Source organism: Neobacillus sp. 114, assembly GCF_030127045.1.
GTDB lineage: Bacteria > Bacillota > Bacilli > Bacillales > Cytobacillaceae > Neobacillus > Neobacillus rhizophilus.
Map to the genome: position 1 here is coordinate 2,444,725 of NZ_CP126144.1, position 19,326 is coordinate 2,464,050.

Below are 19,326 nucleotides of genomic sequence, written 5' to 3' on the forward strand. Positions count from 1 at the left end.
AAGGCAAAGGAGATTTATAACGCATGGAGAATTTTCTAAGATATGAATTAAGAAGACTGGCTTCTAGTCGAGATGAGTATGAATTGATTGTCCATCTTGATAGCCAATTAACGGAGTTTGCAGGTGAATTGGGGGCAATTCAGAGGGATAGGAAAGATATTACTTCGTTGGCTAAACAGCTTTTAAAGGATCGGTACCCTTATTTAAAAGTAACAGTGATTAAGGTCATTCTTGGAGGAGTGGCAGCAGCCTCGATTCCGCTGACACATCATTCAACAGCATATGCGGAGGATTCCAACGGAAACAATCCTTCACAGATGGCGCACGCAGACTCTATCTATTATCACGTTTCAGCCGGAGATACTCTATGGGGATTATCCGTTAAGTTTGGAACGACTGTTGATAATATCAAGAGAGCAAACCACCTGACTACTGATAGTTTGAGTGTAAATCAGCTTTTAATCATCCCGAAGGCATTTCACACAGTAGGTACAGGGGATTATTTAACTGTTCTTGCCAAAAAATATGGAACGACAGTTGAGGGTATCAAGCTGGCAAATAATCTAAACAGTGATGCCACATTTCTTGGGCAAACACTAATTATTCCCTTCTTAATAGGTAGCGGACCGACAATTGGGCAGGCCCAAGAGGTAATTCAGGCACCACCCCAAAACCCAACTATTTCAACATATACGGTTGTTTCGGGTGACAGTTTGTCTGTTATTGCAAAACGGTTTGGTACGACGGTTGAAGTGCTAAAAAGCACCAATCAATTAACATCCGATTTCCTCAGAGTTGGACAAATTTTATCGATCCCCCAAACTGCTAATGAAGTTCAAAAGCCTGTATCCGAACGTCCCCTTGAATCAGTACCATCGCAGGAACCAGCGAATGTTCAATATACCGTTGCCGCAGGAGACACTTTATGGGGAATTTCTGCGAAATTTACAGTAAGTTTAGATACATTGCGAATAGCCAATAAATTGCCAAATGATTTGCTACACATCGGTCAGACTCTAATCATTCCAAATGGGCAAGCGGGTGTTACAGCCCCAACAGTTTCAACGGAACCAACTGCTTCCTCCAATCTCGAGGAAACAACGTATACTGTAGTACCAGGGGATACTTTATTTTCGATTGCAAAGCGGTACAATCTTACAGTCAATCAATTAAAACAAGCCAATCAATTAACGAGCGATAATCTCCATGTTGGCCAATTACTAACTGTTCAGATGGCATCGGCAGCCAAGGACACTGGAAGAGGCGGTGCAGTGACGGCGCCTGATCCTGCTCTACCCGGGCCATCTGCAGCTCCCGGTATCGATTTGGCAACGATTCAAAAGAATCTACAGATACTCGGCTACTATACCGTCCCAACTATGACTGGAAGCTATGATGCCACAACAACACAGGCGATCAAAACCTTTCAGGCAGATTACAGTCTTCCTGTGACAGGGACAATCAATGAAGCAACAAATACCGCCATTAACCACGCGGTTATTAAGAAAGAATTAGTCACGGACACAGCTAAATATCGCGGTGTTCCTTACAAGTGGGGTGGTGTGACCCCTAATGGCTTTGATTGTTCGGGATTTGTCTATTACATGTTCAATCAGCATGGTGTAAACATGTCCCGCAATACTTCTGAAGGACTTTTTAAAACAGGGACACCCATTGACCGGTCTCATTTACAGCCTGGAGATTTGGTTTTCTTCGCTGTTAACACACCTGGAACCATTTCACATGTAGGTTTTTACTTAGGGGACAACCAATTTATTTCTGCGACCAGCTCCAATGGGATTGCTATTCAACCATTAGATAGTGGATATTGGGGGAAATATTATGTCGGTGCTAAAAGAGTATATTGAGGCGCGGGGACGTTTCTCATGCATCAAATTGATGCACGAGAAACGTCCCCATTATTATTGGCTTTTTAATCTCCCATCCCCAGAATACACATAATTAAACAAGCTAATCGAATAGGTAAACAGTAACTAAGTTACGAATGTTTTGGTTAATGGTAAAATATTAATGAAAACAGAAAAGTTCTTACTCTCGATGAAGAAAAATAAAATATGAAAGCAAGCAGGCCCTAAAGGAACTTTCCATTAGTGCAATATTTAATTTTTCGCCAAATGGAATATTGGCGGAATTGAGGTCGCAAATATGTTCGCTAATTTATTTTTATTGAGTTTTGTAATAGGTTCCAATTTAATTATCGGAATTTTATTAGGGTTGTCGGGGATTTCTGGTTTTCTCCTGCCTTTGATTTATGTAGGTGTTTTAAACATGCCCGTGCATGATTCCCTTGCACTTAGCTTCTTATCCTTTTCAGTCTCAGGCATCATCGGTGCCTATTCCTATTGGAAATCCAAAAACATGGATTTAAAATTGGCACTTTACTTGAGTATTGGCAGTCTTCCCGGTGCCTTTTTGGGTGTGCAAATTAATGTGATGATTTCGGATTTCCTGGCAAAACTCCTTCTTTATATTTTCGTCTTGTTTGCAGGCTTATCCATCTTATTGAAGAAAAATAAAAAAAACACAAATGCACTAAATGGCAATAGCCATTCGAAAATTCTTGATCATTCATTAATGGTTGTTTTGCTCGGTTTCATTACATCTGCCATTTGCTCATTAACAGGAGCAGGCGGTCCTATTTTACTAGTGCCGTTATTAGCAAGTCTTGGGATCAATATTAGGGTGGCAGTAGGAGTGAGCCTGCTAAACTCCGTCGTCATTGCCATTCCGTCTATTTTCGGATATTTTGCCCATGCAAGTACGCTAAATACACCCTCGTTAATAATCGCTAGTCTAATAGGGACAATTGTCGGGATTGTAACAGGCGCCCGCTTCGCTACGAAGGTGCCTATTCACCAATTAAAAATGGCCATCGCCATCATCACCATCCTTTCATCAGTTTACATGCTTGTCATGCTAAAAATGGGGGCCTAATGGATAAGAGGGGGTAATCCCCCTCTTTTTTATATAACGAGATTTAACAGGACAGGGTATTGACTCTGTTTATTATATGCTTAACAATGGGTCCCCTGTATGGGTTATTATCAATTCGAGATTTGCCTCTCTCCCTCAAAGTGAATATTCGACTTGGAATACAGCATCAGGGAAAGTACAAATTACCTATAGAGAGCATAGTGTTTTATTAGTAGGCTATGACGAAAATAATGTTTATCTCAAAGATCCATTAGCGGAACAGCCGTATAAATCTGTTCCAAGAAATAGTTTTGAAGAATCATGGATTCAAATGGGGCAACAAGCAGTAAGTTATCAACAAAATTAATTATCTGAGTAAACGCGGCGGGAAGAAACTGCCGGGTTTTTATCTACCTAAAATATTTATAAAAGTATCCAAAATTAGTCGATAACTTTTATTTTTATAATAGTGCTAGTATTGTTATATTGAGGATGGAAATTCGTAAAAAAATTTTATAAAAAAGGAGCAAATAGCATGATTAGGGTTGTGTGCAAATCTAAATTAAAACCGGACGTAAACGTTGAGGAATATCTTAAATTGGCGAGTGAAGTGATTACCGAATCGAGAAAAGAAAAAGGCTGTTTCATGTATACGCTTCATGGTGATATCAACGATCCGACCATTTTCGCTACAATTGAAGAATGGGAAGATGAAGAAGCTTTGAGACAGCACGATAATAGTGAACACGTTCGGAGAATTGTGCCAGAACTTAGGAAACGACGAGAAAGTACAGAAATGAATATTTATAAAGTATTAATATAATCATTTGCAGGCCCACTATTAAGTGGGTCTTTTTTTAAAATGGCAGGGTGAACAAATATATTGATATATTTTTATTTTGTTGCAATAATTAAGAAATATCAAAATACTAAAGCAGTATTTTTTATAGGAGGGAACGCAATGTCAGAGATAAAAACCGCACTCATTGTCGGCGGCGGAATCGGCGGCCTTGTAACGGCACTTAAACTTAATCAAGCCGGAGTGTCTGTCCGCGTTTTCGAGAGTGTAGAAACGATAAGAGCGCTGGGAGTGGGGATTAACCTTCTACCACATGCTGTCAGGGTCCTCACCGAGCTCGGCCTCGCAGATGAACTTGAAAAAACTGGCCTGCCAACCGCTGAACTCATGTATGTTAACAAATTCGGCAAGAAAATTTGGCAGGAACCACGTGGTAAAGCTGCCGGCTATCATTGGCCGCAATATTCGATTCATCGCGGACGCCTGCAAATGCTGCTGTTAAATGCTGTCATTCAAAAATTAGGGGAGGATTCAGTTTTAACCGGACATCATTTGCAATCGTTTGAACAGACAGGAGACACGGTGACGGCTAGGTTCATCAATCGAAAAACAGGAGAGTCTCTTGGCTCTTACAATGCGGACTTGATGATTGCCGCCGATGGCATCCACTCGGTTGTCCGAAAAACGTTTTATCCAAATGAAGGTCTGCCAAAATTCAGCGGCCGGATCTTATGGCGTGGAATTACCGAAGCTGATCCATTTTTGACCGGAAGATCAATGATCATGGCGGGTTACCAAGATCAAAAGTTTGTCGCCTATCCAGTTTGTCCGGAAACCGCAGCAAAAGGGCGCTCTTTGGTTAACTGGATTGCAGAATTGGCGATTGAAGATGAAATGCCTGACCGTGCCGACTGGAATAAAAAAATTGATAAGGAAAAATTTGCTCCGCAGTTTGCAGCATGGGATTTTGGCTGGCTGAATGTTCCGCAGCTAATCGAGGAAACAGATGCAGTGTATGAGTTCCCAATGGTTGACCGTGACCCGCTTCCCGCTTGGACCTTCGGACGTATCACGTTGCTTGGAGATGCAGCCCATCCTATGTACCCAATCGGCTCCAATGGTGCTTCACAGGCGATTTTGGATGCAGATGCCCTAGGAGAGGCCATTTTAGCAGACCTGACTGCAGAACAGGCATTGAAGGCATATGAAGAAGCCAGAATAGAACCAACTGCCAACATTGTTATGGCAAACCGGAAAAATGGGCCTGAAATGGTCATGCAAATCGTCGAAGACCGCGCACCTAACGGTTTTGCCAATTTAGATGATGTCATTTCCCAGCAGGAATTACAGGATATCGCCAATCAATACAAGCAAATTGCCGGTTTTGATCGCGAAAAATTAAACAGCAAGGCGGGGAAACGGTAATGGTAGAACACATTGTTTTACTGAAATTCTCACCAAAGACAACTATAGAACAAAAGCAAGAGACAATTAGCCGGACACTGCTGCTAAAAGAAGTAATCCCCGGTATTATGGATATACAGCAAGGAATCAATTTTTCAAATAGGAGCAAAGGTTTTGAAATTGGATTAACGGTCCGATTTGAAGACAGAACGTCCTTGGAAAACTATGGACCACATCCGGCACACCAAGAGGTTTTCGCCTATTTACAGGAAATTGGGGTCGAAGACATCATTGTCGTTGATTTTGAATTTTAATATTTTTTTAGCATTATGCTTTAATGCTTAAACGCGTTTTAGTATTTAAGAAAACAAAATTATAATTTGCGATAAATATATGTAAAGGACCCCTAGAGGTCCTTCTTTCATTTTACGTTCTCTGGATAAATTCAATATTTTTGCAAATAAAGAGACTTCCCAGTTTGCCATTCAGCGTAACAAACTTCCTTGGGATTTTTAACCCCGCCTTTATCCAACTCCTTATAAAGCCAATTCTCATCTAACCCGGCTTGTTTAAGGTTCTCTTCTAAAATTTCGCCGTCACTGATAATGGTAAGTGGAATTGTTTTCTGTTCCGCTTTGATTTTTAAATCCTTGCATGTTGGAGTATCCGCCTCTGGCTTCTTCAGAATACTAATTCCGCCGCTGTTTTCATAAATGGCATACTCTACCTCTTCGAGAGAAAAAACGTCTTTGGAACGCAGGAACTGCTTTAATTGATCCAAATCCAACCGGTTCTTTTTCATTTCTCTCCAGTCAATCTTCCCTCTGTTAATAATCATCGAAGGCTTACCCTCAAAAAACAAGCGTAATTTCCGCGATTTCTGTGTAAGCAACTCTGTAATATAAATAAGGAACCCCCACACACCAATAGCTAGAAGGACTTTCAAAATGCCGGCACCATCATCAAAGACCGCACTACTTAATAAATCACCTAGGACTAATGCTGAAATAAAATCGAATGGAGTAATTTGACTTAATTGGGTTTTTCCTAAAAATTTTACAGTAATAAAAAGGGCAATATATCCAATTACCAATTCAAAGATAATATCCACGTAACTCATAAGCTGCCTCCAATTTATTCATACTGTAATGTTATGGACATCGGGGCTATTTCCTAAACGAGAAATTCATGATATTAGGGCAATTGAACTAGTTTTGTTCAAAACAATTTAATTTTAGAAAATTTAAACTAAAATAGAGGAAATAGAAAAAATTTACAGAATTAAAACATAAACATGTTAATAAAATGTACAAATTGGGTTTTAGAAACATGTAAGCGCTTTATTGGTGACGCAATGAGAATTTGGGTGCAAGGGATTTATTAAAAAAACACTAAAAGAGGTGTATGAAATGAAAGTAAGTCCACTTGAGTTTATTGAATGCGTTGAACTAATGGTAGCAGCTGAGGAAAATCGGTTAATATTAGACGGAACGACGATAAAAATTTTTGGTGAAGAAGTGGAATTCTAAAATTAAACCAGCATGTTCGAGTAGCAACATCATAACTAAAAGCCGCACAATTCACAGTGCGGCTTTTAATATAGAGATCAAGCTGTTCTATAGAATTGATATTTATCCCTAATCATACTAAAGAGTTTTAATAAGATGATAACAGCAATAAATAACATCATTGGAACGACAACTAGCACGAAGGATTGGCTGTCTGTTTGAGCTTTAGGAGACTTTGTACTTTCCCCAACTGCATTCCTTCCGGCTACGACATACGAATAACTGCCGCCGTCACGGAATGTAGCAGTTTTATCCTCAAAATTAGGTTCTGTTAGTTTTGTTGCAATAGGAGTATAGTCGCTGCTGAATCCAAATCTATTGATGGTTTTACGATAGACGGTATAGGACTTCGCTCCATATACAGGATTCCAAGTAATTGTAACGGAATTTTGATTATTCCTGTCAGCCATGACCCAATCTGGGGCAGCAGGAACTGTTGATATATTTGCATTATAGGGAGTATATCGGTCTCCACTCAATGAAGTGGGAATTACATGAACCATACGAGAAGCATGAGTGGAAAGTTCTGTGGTGAATCCTGAATCCAGGCTGCCTAAATCCTGATGGCTCCACATATCATGTACCATTGCTGAGCCCTCGACCCCCAAATCTGCCCATTTCACACTTACGTTTTGTGAAGCTGGTCCGGTATTAAAGAGTCCGATAGTGTAAGAGCCGTCCGGTAGTTTTTGATAGAATACTTGAGAGGCAGCGGTTTTGTATAGACGTTTCCCTGCTGCTCCACTTTGGTTGGCCCCAATAATTTCGTCATTTGTCAACAAGCTGATCCCGTAATCGTCTAGCTTTGTCAGGTCGTTCCCAATCACAAACTGGGATGCCGCAATCGCCCACAGAGATACATAAGTTCTTTTTTCCTCCTCTGTCAGGCCATCCTTACTTCCATTTGCCACATTAAGTGAATCAAAATCATTCCACCCGCCAGGACCTGCATGTTCGTGCCACTCTGCGGCATCATCAAATCTTCTAGACACCTTTTTCCAGTTTGTGAGAGTTGGCTTTCCATATGCCTCTACGTCGTGATCGGTTCGCCAGCCATTCGATAATTCCCTCCATGTAGAAGCATGTTTGATATCAAGATTATTGGACAGCTCCACATGAATCGGTCGTCCAGTTTTCTTCAACGCCCTTGCCCAGGCCTCGACATCTTGAATATCCTGGTTGCGGACACCATCAATTTTTAGATAATCCACCCCGTAAGAAGCAAACAGCTGAGCCCACGAATCAATATACTCCTGTGCCCCCGGCTTGGAAAAATTAATGGCATACATATTCTTGAAGTTAAAATTCACTTTTTGCCCTTTCCTGAAGTTCACAATATCTTTAGCGTGATAGGGCGTTCCCTCAATCGGCGTGTTTTGATCCACCGCACCTTGTGGAATACCTAGCGTAACATAGAGACCAAACTTTAAGCCTTTGTGGTGAATATAATCTCCAAGTGCTTTCATCCCGCTTGGAAATTTCTTTGGATCTACTACCCACCGACCATATTTATCAACGGTTGTGGTCCAATCAAGCATATAGTAATCATCCAAGTTAACATATTGGTATCCGTGCGACTTGAATTTTGCAGCCATTACATCAGCTGCATCTTTGATGTTTTGCTCCGTCGGTTTTTTCCGAATCGAGCTCCAGCTGCTCCAGCCCATAAATGGCCGGTCGGCTAAACTATTATAGGAAGAAGCTTTTGCCTCTTCTATGTCAAAAATGGATACGGGAAAATTTCCACAAAGTAAAAATGAGAATGATAGCAAAGTTGTAATAATTTTCTTAAGCATAGACATTTCCCCTATAAGCAGATAGGTATTAATAAATCTATAATAATACAGAAAAGTCTATATATTAATGAACAATATGTTCCAGCAAAATATGAAAAAATTCACATAATGTTCTAATCCACTCACGATCGGAAGTGTGAAAAAGTTATATAATAAAAGTGAATAAATGGTATTTATACCAATATGAGGGGGATAAGTAAATGCTGACTGATTATTCAAGAATCGTGGTTCCTTACGATCATTCCGAATTAAGCAAAAAAGCTTTAAAAATGGCAATGAATCTAGTAAAGCAAGACGAAAAAATTGAATTATATGTTGTCATGGTTATTCAACCGGAAATTCAGCTAGCTTACCATTATGCAGTTCCGATACAAGATCGGCGCGAGGAACAGTTTAAAGCGATCGAACCGATTCGCGAAGAAATAAACCAAGAGCTGCTTAAGCTTCCAAATAAGACAAGAACATTTGTGTTGGAAGGGGATCCTGCAAGAACCATTATCGATTTTGTTAGAAAGAATGACGCCGATTTTATTGTCATGGGAAGCAGAGGATTAAGCGGACTGAAGGAACTGTTCTTGGGAAGTGTAAGTCATTATGTAGTACAGAAGGCCAATTGCCCGGTTCTGATTGTAAAATAATTTCTAACCTATAATAAAAGGTTGTTCTTAAGTTCTTGGGAACAACCTTTTTATATTCATCTTAGCTAAGCTTACTAAAAAAGATGGTGAATCTTCAGAGAATTTAGAAAAACATTCTGAACTTTCAAGAAATTATGACAAGGATTTCCGGTGATATAAATAAACATGTTCACACGAATGACATATTTTATCAAAATCTTTGTTTTACATTTCGACACTCACATACAAAGTTCTTGTTTTTTTCTTTCTAATGATGGTGGTTCCTAATAGAATAAAGAATAAATTTGTAAAAAAAAGGTTAAAGTAGTCGGAATATTTAAATTTTAATAAACTGCGAAGTTTGTTACAATGAAAAACATGAAGGAAGGTCGGGGAGTTTGAAATAAAAGCTTTTTAAGAAAACTTATTTGTTTTGAGGGAGGGGTTTATATGGTATTCAAGGTAGCATTTTGGAGATTGTTAACAAAAAACCAGAAGTTACGATTGCTAATGCAAAAAGCTCATATAGAACATCATTCTGCTGGGCCCCGTGAATTATAGGGGTTCTTTTTTTATGTGTGTGCGTACAAAAATAAGAATATCAAAGGAATTTCCGTACTTGTTATTGAACTTAAATTAGTTATAGATGTAATGGACAAGTCGATAATTATGGGGTGAAACCTTGAGGAAAATTGTGATATCTGATATTCATGGCTGTGCAGCGGAACTGGATCAATTGATAACAAAAACTAATGCACAACCGGAAGAGGTAATTTTTTTAGGTGACTATGTCGATACAGGCCACGACAGTATGGCTGTACTTGATAGAGTACAAGAATGGTGCAGTCAAGGGGCAACTGCTTTGCTTGGCAACCATGATGATATGTTTTTGCAATGGCTAGCTGAAAAAGAAATTATCTTTTATTATGGCAGGGTTGGCGGAATAGCGACGATAAATAGCTGTTTACATAGACTTGGTATGGATCGGGTTGAATACTCAGAATTGCTGAATGACATGAAAAAGGAAAATGACATAAGAAACATCATCCTAGATCATTTTTCTTCGCAAATTTCATTTTTACAATCTCTCCCTTTATTTATCAAGGAACAGGATTTGATTTTTGTCCATGCAGGAATCCATCCGAAAAAAGGTCTGGAAAAAACTACAAAAGTGGAGTTTCTAAATATTCGGGATGAATTTATTTACGAATATCAGCATCCTGAAACGGTCATTTTTGGCCATACTCCGACCAGAAGGATCCATAAACAAAACAATGTTTATTTTGGTCCAAACCGGGTAATCGGAATCGATGGAGGCTGTGCTTTCGACGGCCAGTTAAACGCATTAATCATAAAGGATGGAAGTTTTGAGACGGAATCTGTTTTAAAAATAAAAGAAGGAAAATAAACATTATTTGGAGAATTAAATTTTAGTAGAATGTTAAAAATTTGAATGGAGGGACAAGGAAAATGCCAAATATCCCAACAGTACTGAAGGACTTGCGTTTACCTGTAATCGGTTCACCGCTTTTTATTATTAGTAATCCAAAATTGGTCATTGCTCAATGTAAAGCTGGAATTGTCGGCTCTATGCCGGCCCTAAATGCGAGACCGGCCTCACAACTTGATGAATGGCTGCATGAAATCACCGAGGAACTAGCAGCATATAACGCTCGTAATCCGGAGCGGCCTGCTGCACCATTTGCCATTAATCAAATTGTGCACAAGTCCAATAATCGCCTTGACCATGATGTGGAAATGTGTAAGAAGTATAAGGTTCCTATCATTATTACGTCGCTTGGGGCACGTGAAGAAGTAAATACCGAAATACATAGTTACGGAGGTATTGTGCTGCACGATATTATTAATAATACATTCGCACATAAGGCAGTTGACAAAGGTGCGGATGGGTTGATTGCCGTTGCCGCAGGTGCCGGTGGTCATGCTGGTGTGAAGAGCCCGTTTGCCTTAGTTCAGGAAATCCGTGAATGGTACGATGGTCCGGTTGCTTTGGCAGGTTCGATTGCTACCGGCAGTGCTGTACTCGCCGCTCAAGCAATGGGGGCTGATTTTGCTTACATTGGTTCGCCATTTATTGCCACTCACGAAGCTAATGCTGTAGAAGAGTATAAGCAGGCAATTGTAGATTCCACATCTGACGATATTGTCTATAGCAGTCTGTTCACAGGTGTTCCAGGAAACTATTTGGCACCATCCATACGTGCGGCAGGGTTAGATCCTAATGCGCTCCCTGAAAGTGACCCGTCTAAAATGAGTTTTTCAGACGGCAGTTCGAAACCGAAGGCATGGAAGGAAATTTGGGGTTCTGGCCAAGGAATTGGCGTCATTAATAAAGTTAGCGGTGCTGGAGATTTCGTTGACAAGCTTTATCAGGAGTATATGGCAGCGAAAGAGAGACTAGGTCTGGTTGTTGTTTAATGGCAGGATAAAATTAAAGCGGAAAAACTGACACAACTTTTGGAGTCAGTTTTTTTTATTGAATATCCATATTGCGAACAATGGACTGGTTATCATTCATAATCTATTGTATCAACTAGAAAAGGTGTTCAATATGAGAAACATGAATGAAGTGCAAATACAACCTATTATTGGGCAGGCATGGACAGGTAAACATGTTATCCTGCTTCATTGTACAAATAATAATCAATTCCTGCAGCTTTATAAAAGCTACCACGCACCGATTGAGCCCCCCCGGCATAATTGTGCAGAAACTTTATCACAACTTTTAAGTATCGGCTATTCTGTTGCGGCTATTACACCCATTTCTTCCAATCAAATTCAATATGTGCTGGTACTTTGAGATAGACCTGGGCATGCAGCGTGGGTCTTTTCTTATTCCGCTAGTTTATATACAATATATATAATAAAGAATGTATTGGAGAAATTGATTATGGAATATTTATCACTGAAAGACCATGTTTATAATTATATTGTTGATCAAATCAACAGTGGGAAATTGCTTGCAGGGGCAAAGTTAAATGAAAACAATATTTGCGAAAGCCTTCAAGTCAGCAGGACCCCAGTAAGGGAAGCACTCATCCAACTAGCGTCGGAGGGGCTGATTGATAATGTACCAAGGAAAGGGTTTGTCATAAAAAGTCTTACAAAGCAAGAGGCTGAAGAAACCTATTTTATCATCGGAGCATTGGATGGTCTCGCTGCTTCCTTGGCTGCACCGCTTTTAACCGAAAAGCACTTGAGTGAAATGGATTTCTACATACAGAGTATTGATTTGGCGCTGAATACCGAGAATTATCGAATGTATGATAAGATGCAAGAAGCTTTTCATAGTGTCTATTTATCTGTTTGTCCCAACAAAAGCTTAGTCAACCTTTTGCTTCAATGGGAAAAGAAATTTTTGAAAAATTTAGGGGAAAACGGCTCACAGGAAGGCTTGAAAGAAAAACTAATGCAAACCAATAATGAGCATCGAAAAATGCTTGAGCTTTTTAAAAGTAAAGATACTGTTGAATTGGAAAGAATATTGAAAGAAGTCCATTGGAACCCTGAAAAGGTGGAAAACCTGCCACTATAAGAAGAAAAACCCGAAAGATTTTGTTGATTATTCGACAGAATCTTTTTTTATTGACAGGAAAAAATAAAATATATAATATAAAGTATACAAATAACTGAATATTTGAAAAGGTGTTTAAATTGAAAAGGGTTTATTTTATTAAACTATTAAATTAAAAAAGGGGAAATTTATCTATGGCAAATAACACCAATGACCTTCAACGCGGCTTAAAACAGCGGCATATTACGATGATTTCCATTGGCGGAACAATCGGTACAGGTCTGTTCCTTGCTTCTGGTAATGTCGTTTCGAAGGCCGGAGCCCTAGGCGGCCCGATTGCCTATTTAGTGATTGGGATTTTAGTGTTTGTTTTAATGAAAGGTCTAGGCGAAATGTCTACCTTCATGCCTGTTCCGGGTGCCTATACATCCTATTCGGGGCTCTTTGTTCATCCTGTATTGGGCTTTATGGTAGGCTGGAATTTATCCATCAACGGATTCCTCGGCCTTGGCGCTGAAATCGTTGGGGGAGGAATGATTCTAAATCAATTTTTTCCTAATGTACCTCCTTCTGTCTTCTGTATCATCATTTCATTATTGATATTGGCCTTGAATTTAATCGATGTAAAATCATACGGGGAAGCAGAATACTGGTTTGCCGGCATCAAGGTTGTTGCTATTATTATCTTCTTAATTGTTGGTGTGTTAATGATTTTTGGATTGATTGGACATCAAGGATTTATTGGATTATCCAACTGGACAGACAAGTCCATGTTCCCTAACGGATTCGCAGCAGTTATTTTGATGATGACTGGCGTTATCTGGTCATATCTTGGGGTTGAAACCGTTATTACTGCATCTGGAGAAACAGAGAATCCTCAGAAAAATGTACCTAAAGCGATAAATACTATTTTCTTCCGGATTTTGCTTTTTTATGTTGGTTCCGTGACTGTCATGGGATTGGTTGTTCCTTACAAAGAAGTAAGCGTTTTAAATAATGGATATGCTGGTCTATTTGGGTTGGCAGGCGTTCCCGGCGCTGCCACCATAATGAATATTGTCATTCTGACTTCACTCGCATCTGCGGCAAATTCGATGATTTATGCCATCAGCAGAACGCTGGTCGCCTTGTCAAAAGAAGGAAAGGCTCCAAAAGCTTTGGGTAAAGTAAATAAACGCGGGATCCCGATGAATGCGGTTATTCTGACATTGTTCCTTGGACAAGTTTCTCTGATTACAAACTTCGTTTCACCAGATAAGGTGTTTGTATGGTTAATCTCCATCGCTGGTTTCAATACATTACTTGGCTGGTTCGGTAGTTTTCTTTCGCACTATAAATTCAGAAAATGGCTGGTGTCAAATGGCGGTTCTGTGGACAAACTAAAGTTCAAAACGAATATTTATCCACTTCCAACCATTATTTGTTTAATCGCATTAGTTGCGATTGCCTCTTATACGGCCTATAGTCCTGATACAAGATTTTCATTCTATATTGGAGCACCAATGCTAGTCTTGTACGCCATTATTGGTACCATCTTGTATAAAAAAGGAAAACTGAAAGATCCGGACTATAAGCCTTTCTTAGAGGCCCACATTAAAGAAACAGAAATAAAATAATGAATCTCACAAATTTTCATATTAGTAATGTGTAAAGGCGGGTCCCTAGTTGCTAGTATGTAAACTAGGGATTCGTCCTTAAATGGAGAGGAGAGAAACAGATTGGAAAAGAAAAACCTTGAATTGGCGGTGCAGCTTCGTCATGAATTACATGCACATCCTGAATTATCCAATTATGAAGTATGGACTAAACAACATTTAATTGATTTCCTAAAAGCAAACACAAAACTTGAAATCGTTGACCGGGGCCGCTGGTTCTATGCCATCTATCACTCTAATGTTGGAAAAAGAAACGTTGCCTTCCGTGCGGACTTTGATGCCCTCCCAATAGAGGAAACTATTAATCTTCCATACGGTTCTCAAATTCCTGGAGTGTCACACAAATGCGGACATGACGGGCACTCCGCAACTCTTGCTGGATTTGCGTTGGAAATCGATCAAAAAGGATGTGACAACAACGTCTACTTCTTATTCCAGCATGCGGAGGAAACAGGCGACGGTGCATCCGAGTGTGCTGTTTTTATCAAGGAAAATAACATTGAAGAAATTTTTGCTTGGCATAATATGAGCGGTTTTAAACACAATTCCGTATTGGTCATAGACGGAACAGCCCATTGTGCATCCAAGGGAATAAGCATACATATGGAGGGTGTACCTTCTCACGCCAGCGAGCCGGAGAAGGGAATCAATCCATCCTTTGCGATTGCCAAGGTCATCGATGCCATTCCTGGATTCATTGATCCTGATGTGAACGAAGGCATTGTTCTATGTACGATTGTTCAAGTGGATATCGGCGCCAAAGCATTTGGTGTTAACGCCAGCAAAGGTGTGCTTAGAATGACAATTCGTGCTCTTTATGAAGAAGAAATGGATAACCTTCAGAAGAATCTTGAGGAAGTTGCCAAGGCCGAAGCGGAGAAGTATGGTTTGAAGGTCAGCTTCGAATACCAAGATGAATTCCCTGAAACAGCGAATGACAAAGAAAGCTCCGATAAGATTCGTCAGGTTTGTAGAGATAAAGGATTTGATTTGATTGAGCTAGTGGAAGCGTTCCGAGGTTCCGAAGATTTTGGTCATTACACAAAACTCACCAAGGGAGCCTATACTTATATTGGAAACGGGGAAGATTATCCGAACCTGCACAGCTATGAGTATAACTTCCGTGATGATATCATTGAGACAGGTGTGGAACTGTTCAAAGGTTTAGCGGATTTGTAAAATTTAATAAAAAAATTAGAGGGTGTCCCAAAATATAGTTTGGGCCCTTTTTTGATTTTTATATAAATAAATCTGAAGTTACCATCAATAATAGTAAATTTACTTAAAAATATTTTAATTATAAAATGAATTTAGATAATTTCAAAAATTAAGGTAGCAACTAGAAAAGAAGGATATTTTAAAAGGGAGGTTATAACAAATTGTCGAAAAAGTCGTTTATGAAAGGTACGGTATCGGTTCCAGTTGCCTTTATGTTATTGCTAGGTTCAACTAATGCAAGTGCTGACACAAGTAAGCCGATGCCCGCTTCTAGCACTACCATCCTGGCCAATAAGGCAGTTTACAACCAGTTGGATTTTTCAAACAAGCAAGATTTTGATGATGCTCATAAAGGATTTATTTCGCCTTTACAAATGGATCCAATAAAGAATCCGGCTGGGAATGTGATCTGGGAAAGCAATCAGTATTCGTTTATAAAAGAGGATGTCCCGGCAGCGCATACGGTTAACCCAAGTTTATGGAGACAAGCCCAATTACAAAATATTTCCGGTTTGTTTAAAGTCATCGATGGGGTCTACCAAGTTCGTGGACAAGATTTATCTGTCCTTACCATTGTCGAGGGAAAAACAGGATTAATTGTTTTGGATACCCTTTCAACCGTGGAAACGGCTAAAGCGGCAATGGAACTTTATTTTCAACATCGTCCTAAAAAACCAGTAAGCGCCATTGTCATAAGTCATAGCCATGTTGACCACTTCGGAGGAATTAAAGGGGTATCTCAATATGCTGCCGATCCAAAAAAAGTTCCCATTATTGTACCGGACGGATTCAATAAAGAGGCACTAAGTGAAAACGTTCTTTTAGGCACCATCATGTCCCGGCGGGCGGGCTACATGTTTGGTAATCTCTTGCCTGCCAATGAACAAGGTTTTGTCACTTCAGGAATCGGACCGGGATTAAGTAATGGAACCTTCAGTTACATGCCTCCAACAGTGGAGATAAAAGATAACGTGCAAACAATGGAAATAGACGGGATTACTTTTTCGTTTCTATTAACACCAAACACGGAAGCACCTGCTGAAATGCACTACTATATTAAAGATTATAAAACACTGGTGGTAGCAGAGAATACAGGACACACCTTACACAATATCTACACGTTAAGAGGTGCCAAGACCAGGGATACATTAAAATGGGTAGAAGCACTTGATGAAACAATCGATTTATATGGTAGTGAAGATATTGAGGTCATGGTGACAGCTCACTCCTGGCCAACATGGGGTAAAGATCGTGTGTTCGAACAACTTAAAAACCAGCGTGATTTGTATAAATACATTCATGACCAAACAATCCATATGGCTAATTTAGGCTACACCGCAGATGAAATTGCTGAAAAAATTAAACTGCCAGAAAGCATAGACAAGGTTTGGGCGAATCGTGGCTTTTACGGGACACTAAAGCACAATGTAAAAGCGGTTTATAACTATTATTTAGGCTATTTCAGCGGCAATCCTTCCGATTTGGACCCGTTGCCTCAGGAAGAAGCGGGGGCTAAATATGTTGAATACATGGGCGGCGAAAAAAATGTTCTTAAACAAGCAAAACATGATTATGCCAAAGGTGAATACCGCTGGGTAGCACAAGTGTTAAAGCATGTGGTGATGGCAGACCCCAAAAATAAGGAAGCAAAGGATTTACTTGCCAAAGCATACGAACAGTTAGGATATGTGGCAGAATCCTCTGTTTGGAGAAACTTTTACCTGACAGGGGCCCAGGAGCTAAGAAATGGAGTGGCAGAATCGAAAGGCTCAGGCGGCATGATGAATCTCGATACGCTTCTGAACATGCCGATGGATGATTTCCTAAACTTAGTCTCGATTAAGTTAAACGGAACGAAGGCAGAAGGCAAAAATATGACTTTTAATGTGTCGTTCACAGATTTAAAAACGAACTATACAATTACCTTAGGAAACTCTGTTGTCAATTATAAGAAAGGTCAAACGGCATCAATGCCTGATGCCACGTTAGTATTAGATCGAGTAACATTCTATCTTATCGCTCTAGGAAAAGAAGATTTGGATAAAATGGAGGCTTCCGGAAAGGTATCCGTTACGGGAAACAAGGAACAATTTAAAGAGTTTTTATCTTTACAGGATAAATTTGATCCTAAGGTAAATATCGTGACACCATAAATATTTATATATGTGCTGGTTCCGAATCTATGCGGAACCAGCCTAAACTTAAATTTGATTGAATGATTATCTATCAATTTAATTTATATCATCATAATAATCGCTTAATTTTCTTAAATTTATTTTATGATAATATTAATCCTAAGATTAAGAATATTTCCAACTATTAAACTAGCATAATCAATCAGATGTATCAACTTTGTTCAATTAGCTAGTCATTATTTATAAATTGAAAACGCTTACTGCTAGCCCCGGTTTTAGTGAATTGTGGCCGCAGGTCTACTAATGTTGTATTTCAAACTGAACTAAAATGGAGTGAGAGTGGAAATGGAGATGTATGCAAATAAAAAACGGAAAATAATCATTAGCGGGCTTTTATTTGTAGGAATGGTTTTAAGCTTTTTTGACAGAGTCGCCATTAACGTTGCGGTAATCCCAATTGGCGATGAGTTTCACTTAAACACCTCTCAGACAGGTTTGTTGATCAGTATATTTTTCATTAGTTACTCGCTCATGCAGCCGCTTGGCGGATGGATGACGGACAAGTATGGTGCGAGAGTCATGATTACATTATCCCTGTTTGGCTGGTCTTTGTTTACCTTAATGACTGGATTCGCTTGGTCCTTTGTAACTTTATTATTCATTCGCTTCATTTTCGGATTGGGAGAGGGCCCTTTTTATCCAGCCAGTATGTCAACCATCCGGGATAATTTTCCACAAGAAGAACGCGGCCGGGCCAATTCCTTTTTCCTATCTGCGCAAAATATAGGCGGAATCCTAGGTACAGCCCTTGCTGCTGCGATGATTGCTGCATTTGGATGGAGAGGCATGTTTTCTGTTGCAGGTATTTTGGGAATGATTGTTGCTATTGGATTTTGGTTTATCTTAAAGCCTAAAAAAGTACAGAAAACAAACGTCATCCTAGCGCGAAAAAAGGTTCCTTTAAAGCAATTATTAAAAATAGATAATATATGGAAACTCATCTCTTTTAAATTCTTATTCAATATTATTAACTATGGATTAATTACATGGATGCCAATCTACCTGGTAAAGGAAAAAGGAGTGGATTTAGTTCATGCCGGAAGTTTACTGGCCATCCCTTACATTCTTGGGTTCTTTATGTTTAATGTGAGCGGATTGGTATTGGATAAATGGATGGTCGGTCGTGAGAAATACTTGGCTGCTGCCGGTGCACTTTTATGTGCAATTTTCCTATACTTTATGGCAAATGCTACGTCAGTTACACAGTTTATTACGTATCTTACGTTAAATTCCATCGCTCTTTCTTTTTTCGGAACCGTTCTTTATACGATTATTATCAAATATTCACCAAAGGAACTTACCGGTTCGGTATCTGGTGTTGTCACCTTTGCAGGTCAAATTGCCGGCGCGGTTTCTCCAACAGCAATTGGCTTGATCATTAGCTTATTTAAGGGCTCCTATAATGCGGCTTTCTGGTTTTTAGTCATTTCAGCGCTACTAGCTATGGTTATTGTCATTTCGATTACATCACAATCATCAAAGGAATTTGAAAATGAAACTGCGGCCATTTAATTCTATTAAGCCAAATCCATCTGGCTATGCTTAAACTCTTTGATTGAATGGGCTTACAATTCGCGGTATGATTCTAATATGAGAAATTGAAGG

16 protein-coding genes and 1 pseudogene are annotated in these 19,326 nt (G+C 39.4%); 15 read left to right on the plus strand and 2 right to left on the minus strand.

Annotated features, from left to right (window positions below; translation table 11 throughout):
* The first annotated feature begins 23 nt into the window (after nucleotides 1-23).
* From QNN06_RS12095 to QNN06_RS12115, 6 genes and pseudogenes are all read left to right on the plus strand, one after another.
* The gene (locus QNN06_RS12095; RefSeq protein ID WP_284037639.1) at nucleotides 24-1,868 is read left to right on the plus strand and encodes a C40 family peptidase; all 1,845 of its coding nucleotides are present in this window, start codon (nucleotides 24-26) and stop codon (nucleotides 1,866-1,868) included.
* Between the two features lie 298 nt (nucleotides 1,869-2,166).
* Complete coding sequence (locus QNN06_RS12100; RefSeq protein WP_213116136.1) at nucleotides 2,167-2,955, plus strand: sulfite exporter TauE/SafE family protein; 789 nt, start codon at nucleotides 2,167-2,169, stop codon at nucleotides 2,953-2,955.
* A 52-nt stretch (nucleotides 2,956-3,007) separates the two neighbouring features.
* A pseudogene (locus tag QNN06_RS31375) lies at nucleotides 3,008-3,301 on the plus strand (C39 family peptidase); the annotation flags it as partial.
* Nucleotides 3,302-3,469: 168 nt separating this feature from the next.
* The gene (locus QNN06_RS12105) at nucleotides 3,470-3,757 is read left to right on the plus strand and encodes a putative quinol monooxygenase (RefSeq protein WP_213116134.1); all 288 of its coding nucleotides are present in this window, start codon (nucleotides 3,470-3,472) and stop codon (nucleotides 3,755-3,757) included.
* A gap of 138 nt (nucleotides 3,758-3,895) precedes the next feature.
* The gene (locus QNN06_RS12110) at nucleotides 3,896-5,158 is read left to right on the plus strand and encodes a flavin-dependent oxidoreductase (RefSeq protein ID WP_213116133.1); all 1,263 of its coding nucleotides are present in this window, start codon (nucleotides 3,896-3,898) and stop codon (nucleotides 5,156-5,158) included.
* Nucleotides 5,158-5,451, plus strand: a complete 294-nt coding sequence (locus QNN06_RS12115; RefSeq protein ID WP_213116132.1) for a Dabb family protein — start codon at nucleotides 5,158-5,160, stop codon at nucleotides 5,449-5,451. The genes QNN06_RS12110 and QNN06_RS12115 overlap by 1 nt, the downstream gene beginning before the upstream one ends.
* 131 nt (nucleotides 5,452-5,582) lie before the next feature.
* Here the strand turns inward: QNN06_RS12115 and QNN06_RS12120 are convergent, their stop codons facing one another.
* Together QNN06_RS12120 and QNN06_RS12125 are read right to left on the minus strand one after the other, a co-directional pair.
* On the minus strand, nucleotides 5,583-6,257 hold the full coding sequence (locus tag QNN06_RS12120; protein WP_213116131.1) for a YetF domain-containing protein: 675 nt from the start codon (nucleotides 6,255-6,257) through the stop codon (nucleotides 5,583-5,585).
* Between the two features lie 486 nt (nucleotides 6,258-6,743).
* A complete protein-coding gene (locus QNN06_RS12125; RefSeq protein ID WP_284037640.1) occupies nucleotides 6,744-8,501 on the minus strand; it encodes a glycoside hydrolase family 27 protein in 1,758 nt (585 codons plus the stop codon).
* 200 nt (nucleotides 8,502-8,701) lie between these two features.
* On the opposite strand from QNN06_RS12125, the gene QNN06_RS12130 reads away from it, so the two are divergent.
* The 9 genes from QNN06_RS12130 to QNN06_RS12170 all read left to right on the plus strand — a co-directional run bounded on the left by QNN06_RS12130 (nucleotide 8,702) and on the right by QNN06_RS12170 (nucleotide 19,233).
* Nucleotides 8,702-9,139 carry a universal stress protein gene (locus QNN06_RS12130; protein WP_213116129.1) on the plus strand — a complete coding sequence of 146 codons (438 nt, stop codon included), beginning with the start codon at nucleotides 8,702-8,704 and terminating at the stop codon, nucleotides 9,137-9,139.
* 661 nt (nucleotides 9,140-9,800) lie between these two features.
* Nucleotides 9,801-10,526 carry a metallophosphoesterase family protein gene (locus tag QNN06_RS12135; protein WP_213116128.1) on the plus strand — a complete coding sequence of 242 codons (726 nt, stop codon included), beginning with the start codon at nucleotides 9,801-9,803 and terminating at the stop codon, nucleotides 10,524-10,526.
* Between the two features lie 62 nt (nucleotides 10,527-10,588).
* Entirely contained in the window at nucleotides 10,589-11,557 is a 969-nt protein-coding gene (locus tag QNN06_RS12140; RefSeq protein ID WP_213116127.1) for an NAD(P)H-dependent flavin oxidoreductase, read from the plus strand.
* 58 nt (nucleotides 11,558-11,615) lie between these two features.
* On the plus strand, nucleotides 11,616-11,939 hold the full coding sequence (locus QNN06_RS12145; RefSeq protein ID WP_249366418.1) for a hypothetical protein: 324 nt from the start codon (nucleotides 11,616-11,618) through the stop codon (nucleotides 11,937-11,939).
* A gap of 90 nt (nucleotides 11,940-12,029) precedes the next feature.
* Complete coding sequence (locus QNN06_RS12150) at nucleotides 12,030-12,674, plus strand: GntR family transcriptional regulator (RefSeq protein ID WP_213116126.1); 645 nt, start codon at nucleotides 12,030-12,032, stop codon at nucleotides 12,672-12,674.
* Nucleotides 12,675-12,847: 173 nt separating this feature from the next.
* On the plus strand, nucleotides 12,848-14,269 hold the full coding sequence (locus QNN06_RS12155) for an amino acid permease (protein ID WP_213116125.1): 1,422 nt from the start codon (nucleotides 12,848-12,850) through the stop codon (nucleotides 14,267-14,269).
* Between the two features lie 102 nt (nucleotides 14,270-14,371).
* Nucleotides 14,372-15,487: a M20 metallopeptidase family protein gene (locus QNN06_RS12160; RefSeq protein WP_284037641.1), complete on the plus strand. Its 1,116-nt coding sequence runs from the start codon at nucleotides 14,372-14,374 to the stop codon at nucleotides 15,485-15,487.
* Between the two features lie 200 nt (nucleotides 15,488-15,687).
* Nucleotides 15,688-17,679, plus strand: coding sequence for an alkyl/aryl-sulfatase (locus tag QNN06_RS12165; RefSeq protein WP_284037642.1), 1,992 nt, complete (start codon nucleotides 15,688-15,690; stop codon nucleotides 17,677-17,679).
* A 327-nt stretch (nucleotides 17,680-18,006) separates the two neighbouring features.
* Complete coding sequence (locus QNN06_RS12170; protein ID WP_284037643.1) at nucleotides 18,007-19,233, plus strand: MFS transporter; 1,227 nt, start codon at nucleotides 18,007-18,009, stop codon at nucleotides 19,231-19,233.
* Nucleotides 19,234-19,326: the final 93 nt, after the last annotated feature.

What these genes read in the sequence shown, in the direction of transcription:
- QNN06_RS12095 (WP_284037639.1), top strand. Translation starts at nt 24, where the DNA reads ATGGAGAATTTTCTAAGATATGAATTAAGAAGACTGGCTTCTAGTCGA.
- QNN06_RS12100 (WP_213116136.1), top strand. Translation starts at nt 2,167, where the DNA reads ATGTTCGCTAATTTATTTTTATTGAGTTTTGTAATAGGTTCCAATTTA.
- QNN06_RS12105 (WP_213116134.1), top strand. Translation starts at nt 3,470, where the DNA reads ATGATTAGGGTTGTGTGCAAATCTAAATTAAAACCGGACGTAAACGTT.
- QNN06_RS12110 (WP_213116133.1), top strand. Translation starts at nt 3,896, where the DNA reads ATGTCAGAGATAAAAACCGCACTCATTGTCGGCGGCGGAATCGGCGGC.
- QNN06_RS12115 (WP_213116132.1), top strand. Translation starts at nt 5,158, where the DNA reads ATGGTAGAACACATTGTTTTACTGAAATTCTCACCAAAGACAACTATA.
- QNN06_RS12120 (WP_213116131.1), bottom strand. Translation starts at nt 6,257, where the DNA reads ATGAGTTACGTGGATATTATCTTTGAATTGGTAATTGGATATATTGCC.
- QNN06_RS12125 (WP_284037640.1), bottom strand. Translation starts at nt 8,501, where the DNA reads ATGCTTAAGAAAATTATTACAACTTTGCTATCATTCTCATTTTTACTT.
- QNN06_RS12130 (WP_213116129.1), top strand. Translation starts at nt 8,702, where the DNA reads ATGCTGACTGATTATTCAAGAATCGTGGTTCCTTACGATCATTCCGAA.
- QNN06_RS12140 (WP_213116127.1), top strand. Translation starts at nt 10,589, where the DNA reads ATGCCAAATATCCCAACAGTACTGAAGGACTTGCGTTTACCTGTAATC.
- QNN06_RS12150 (WP_213116126.1), top strand. Translation starts at nt 12,030, where the DNA reads ATGGAATATTTATCACTGAAAGACCATGTTTATAATTATATTGTTGAT.
- QNN06_RS12155 (WP_213116125.1), top strand. Translation starts at nt 12,848, where the DNA reads ATGGCAAATAACACCAATGACCTTCAACGCGGCTTAAAACAGCGGCAT.
- QNN06_RS12170 (WP_284037643.1), top strand. Translation starts at nt 18,007, where the DNA reads ATGGAGATGTATGCAAATAAAAAACGGAAAATAATCATTAGCGGGCTT.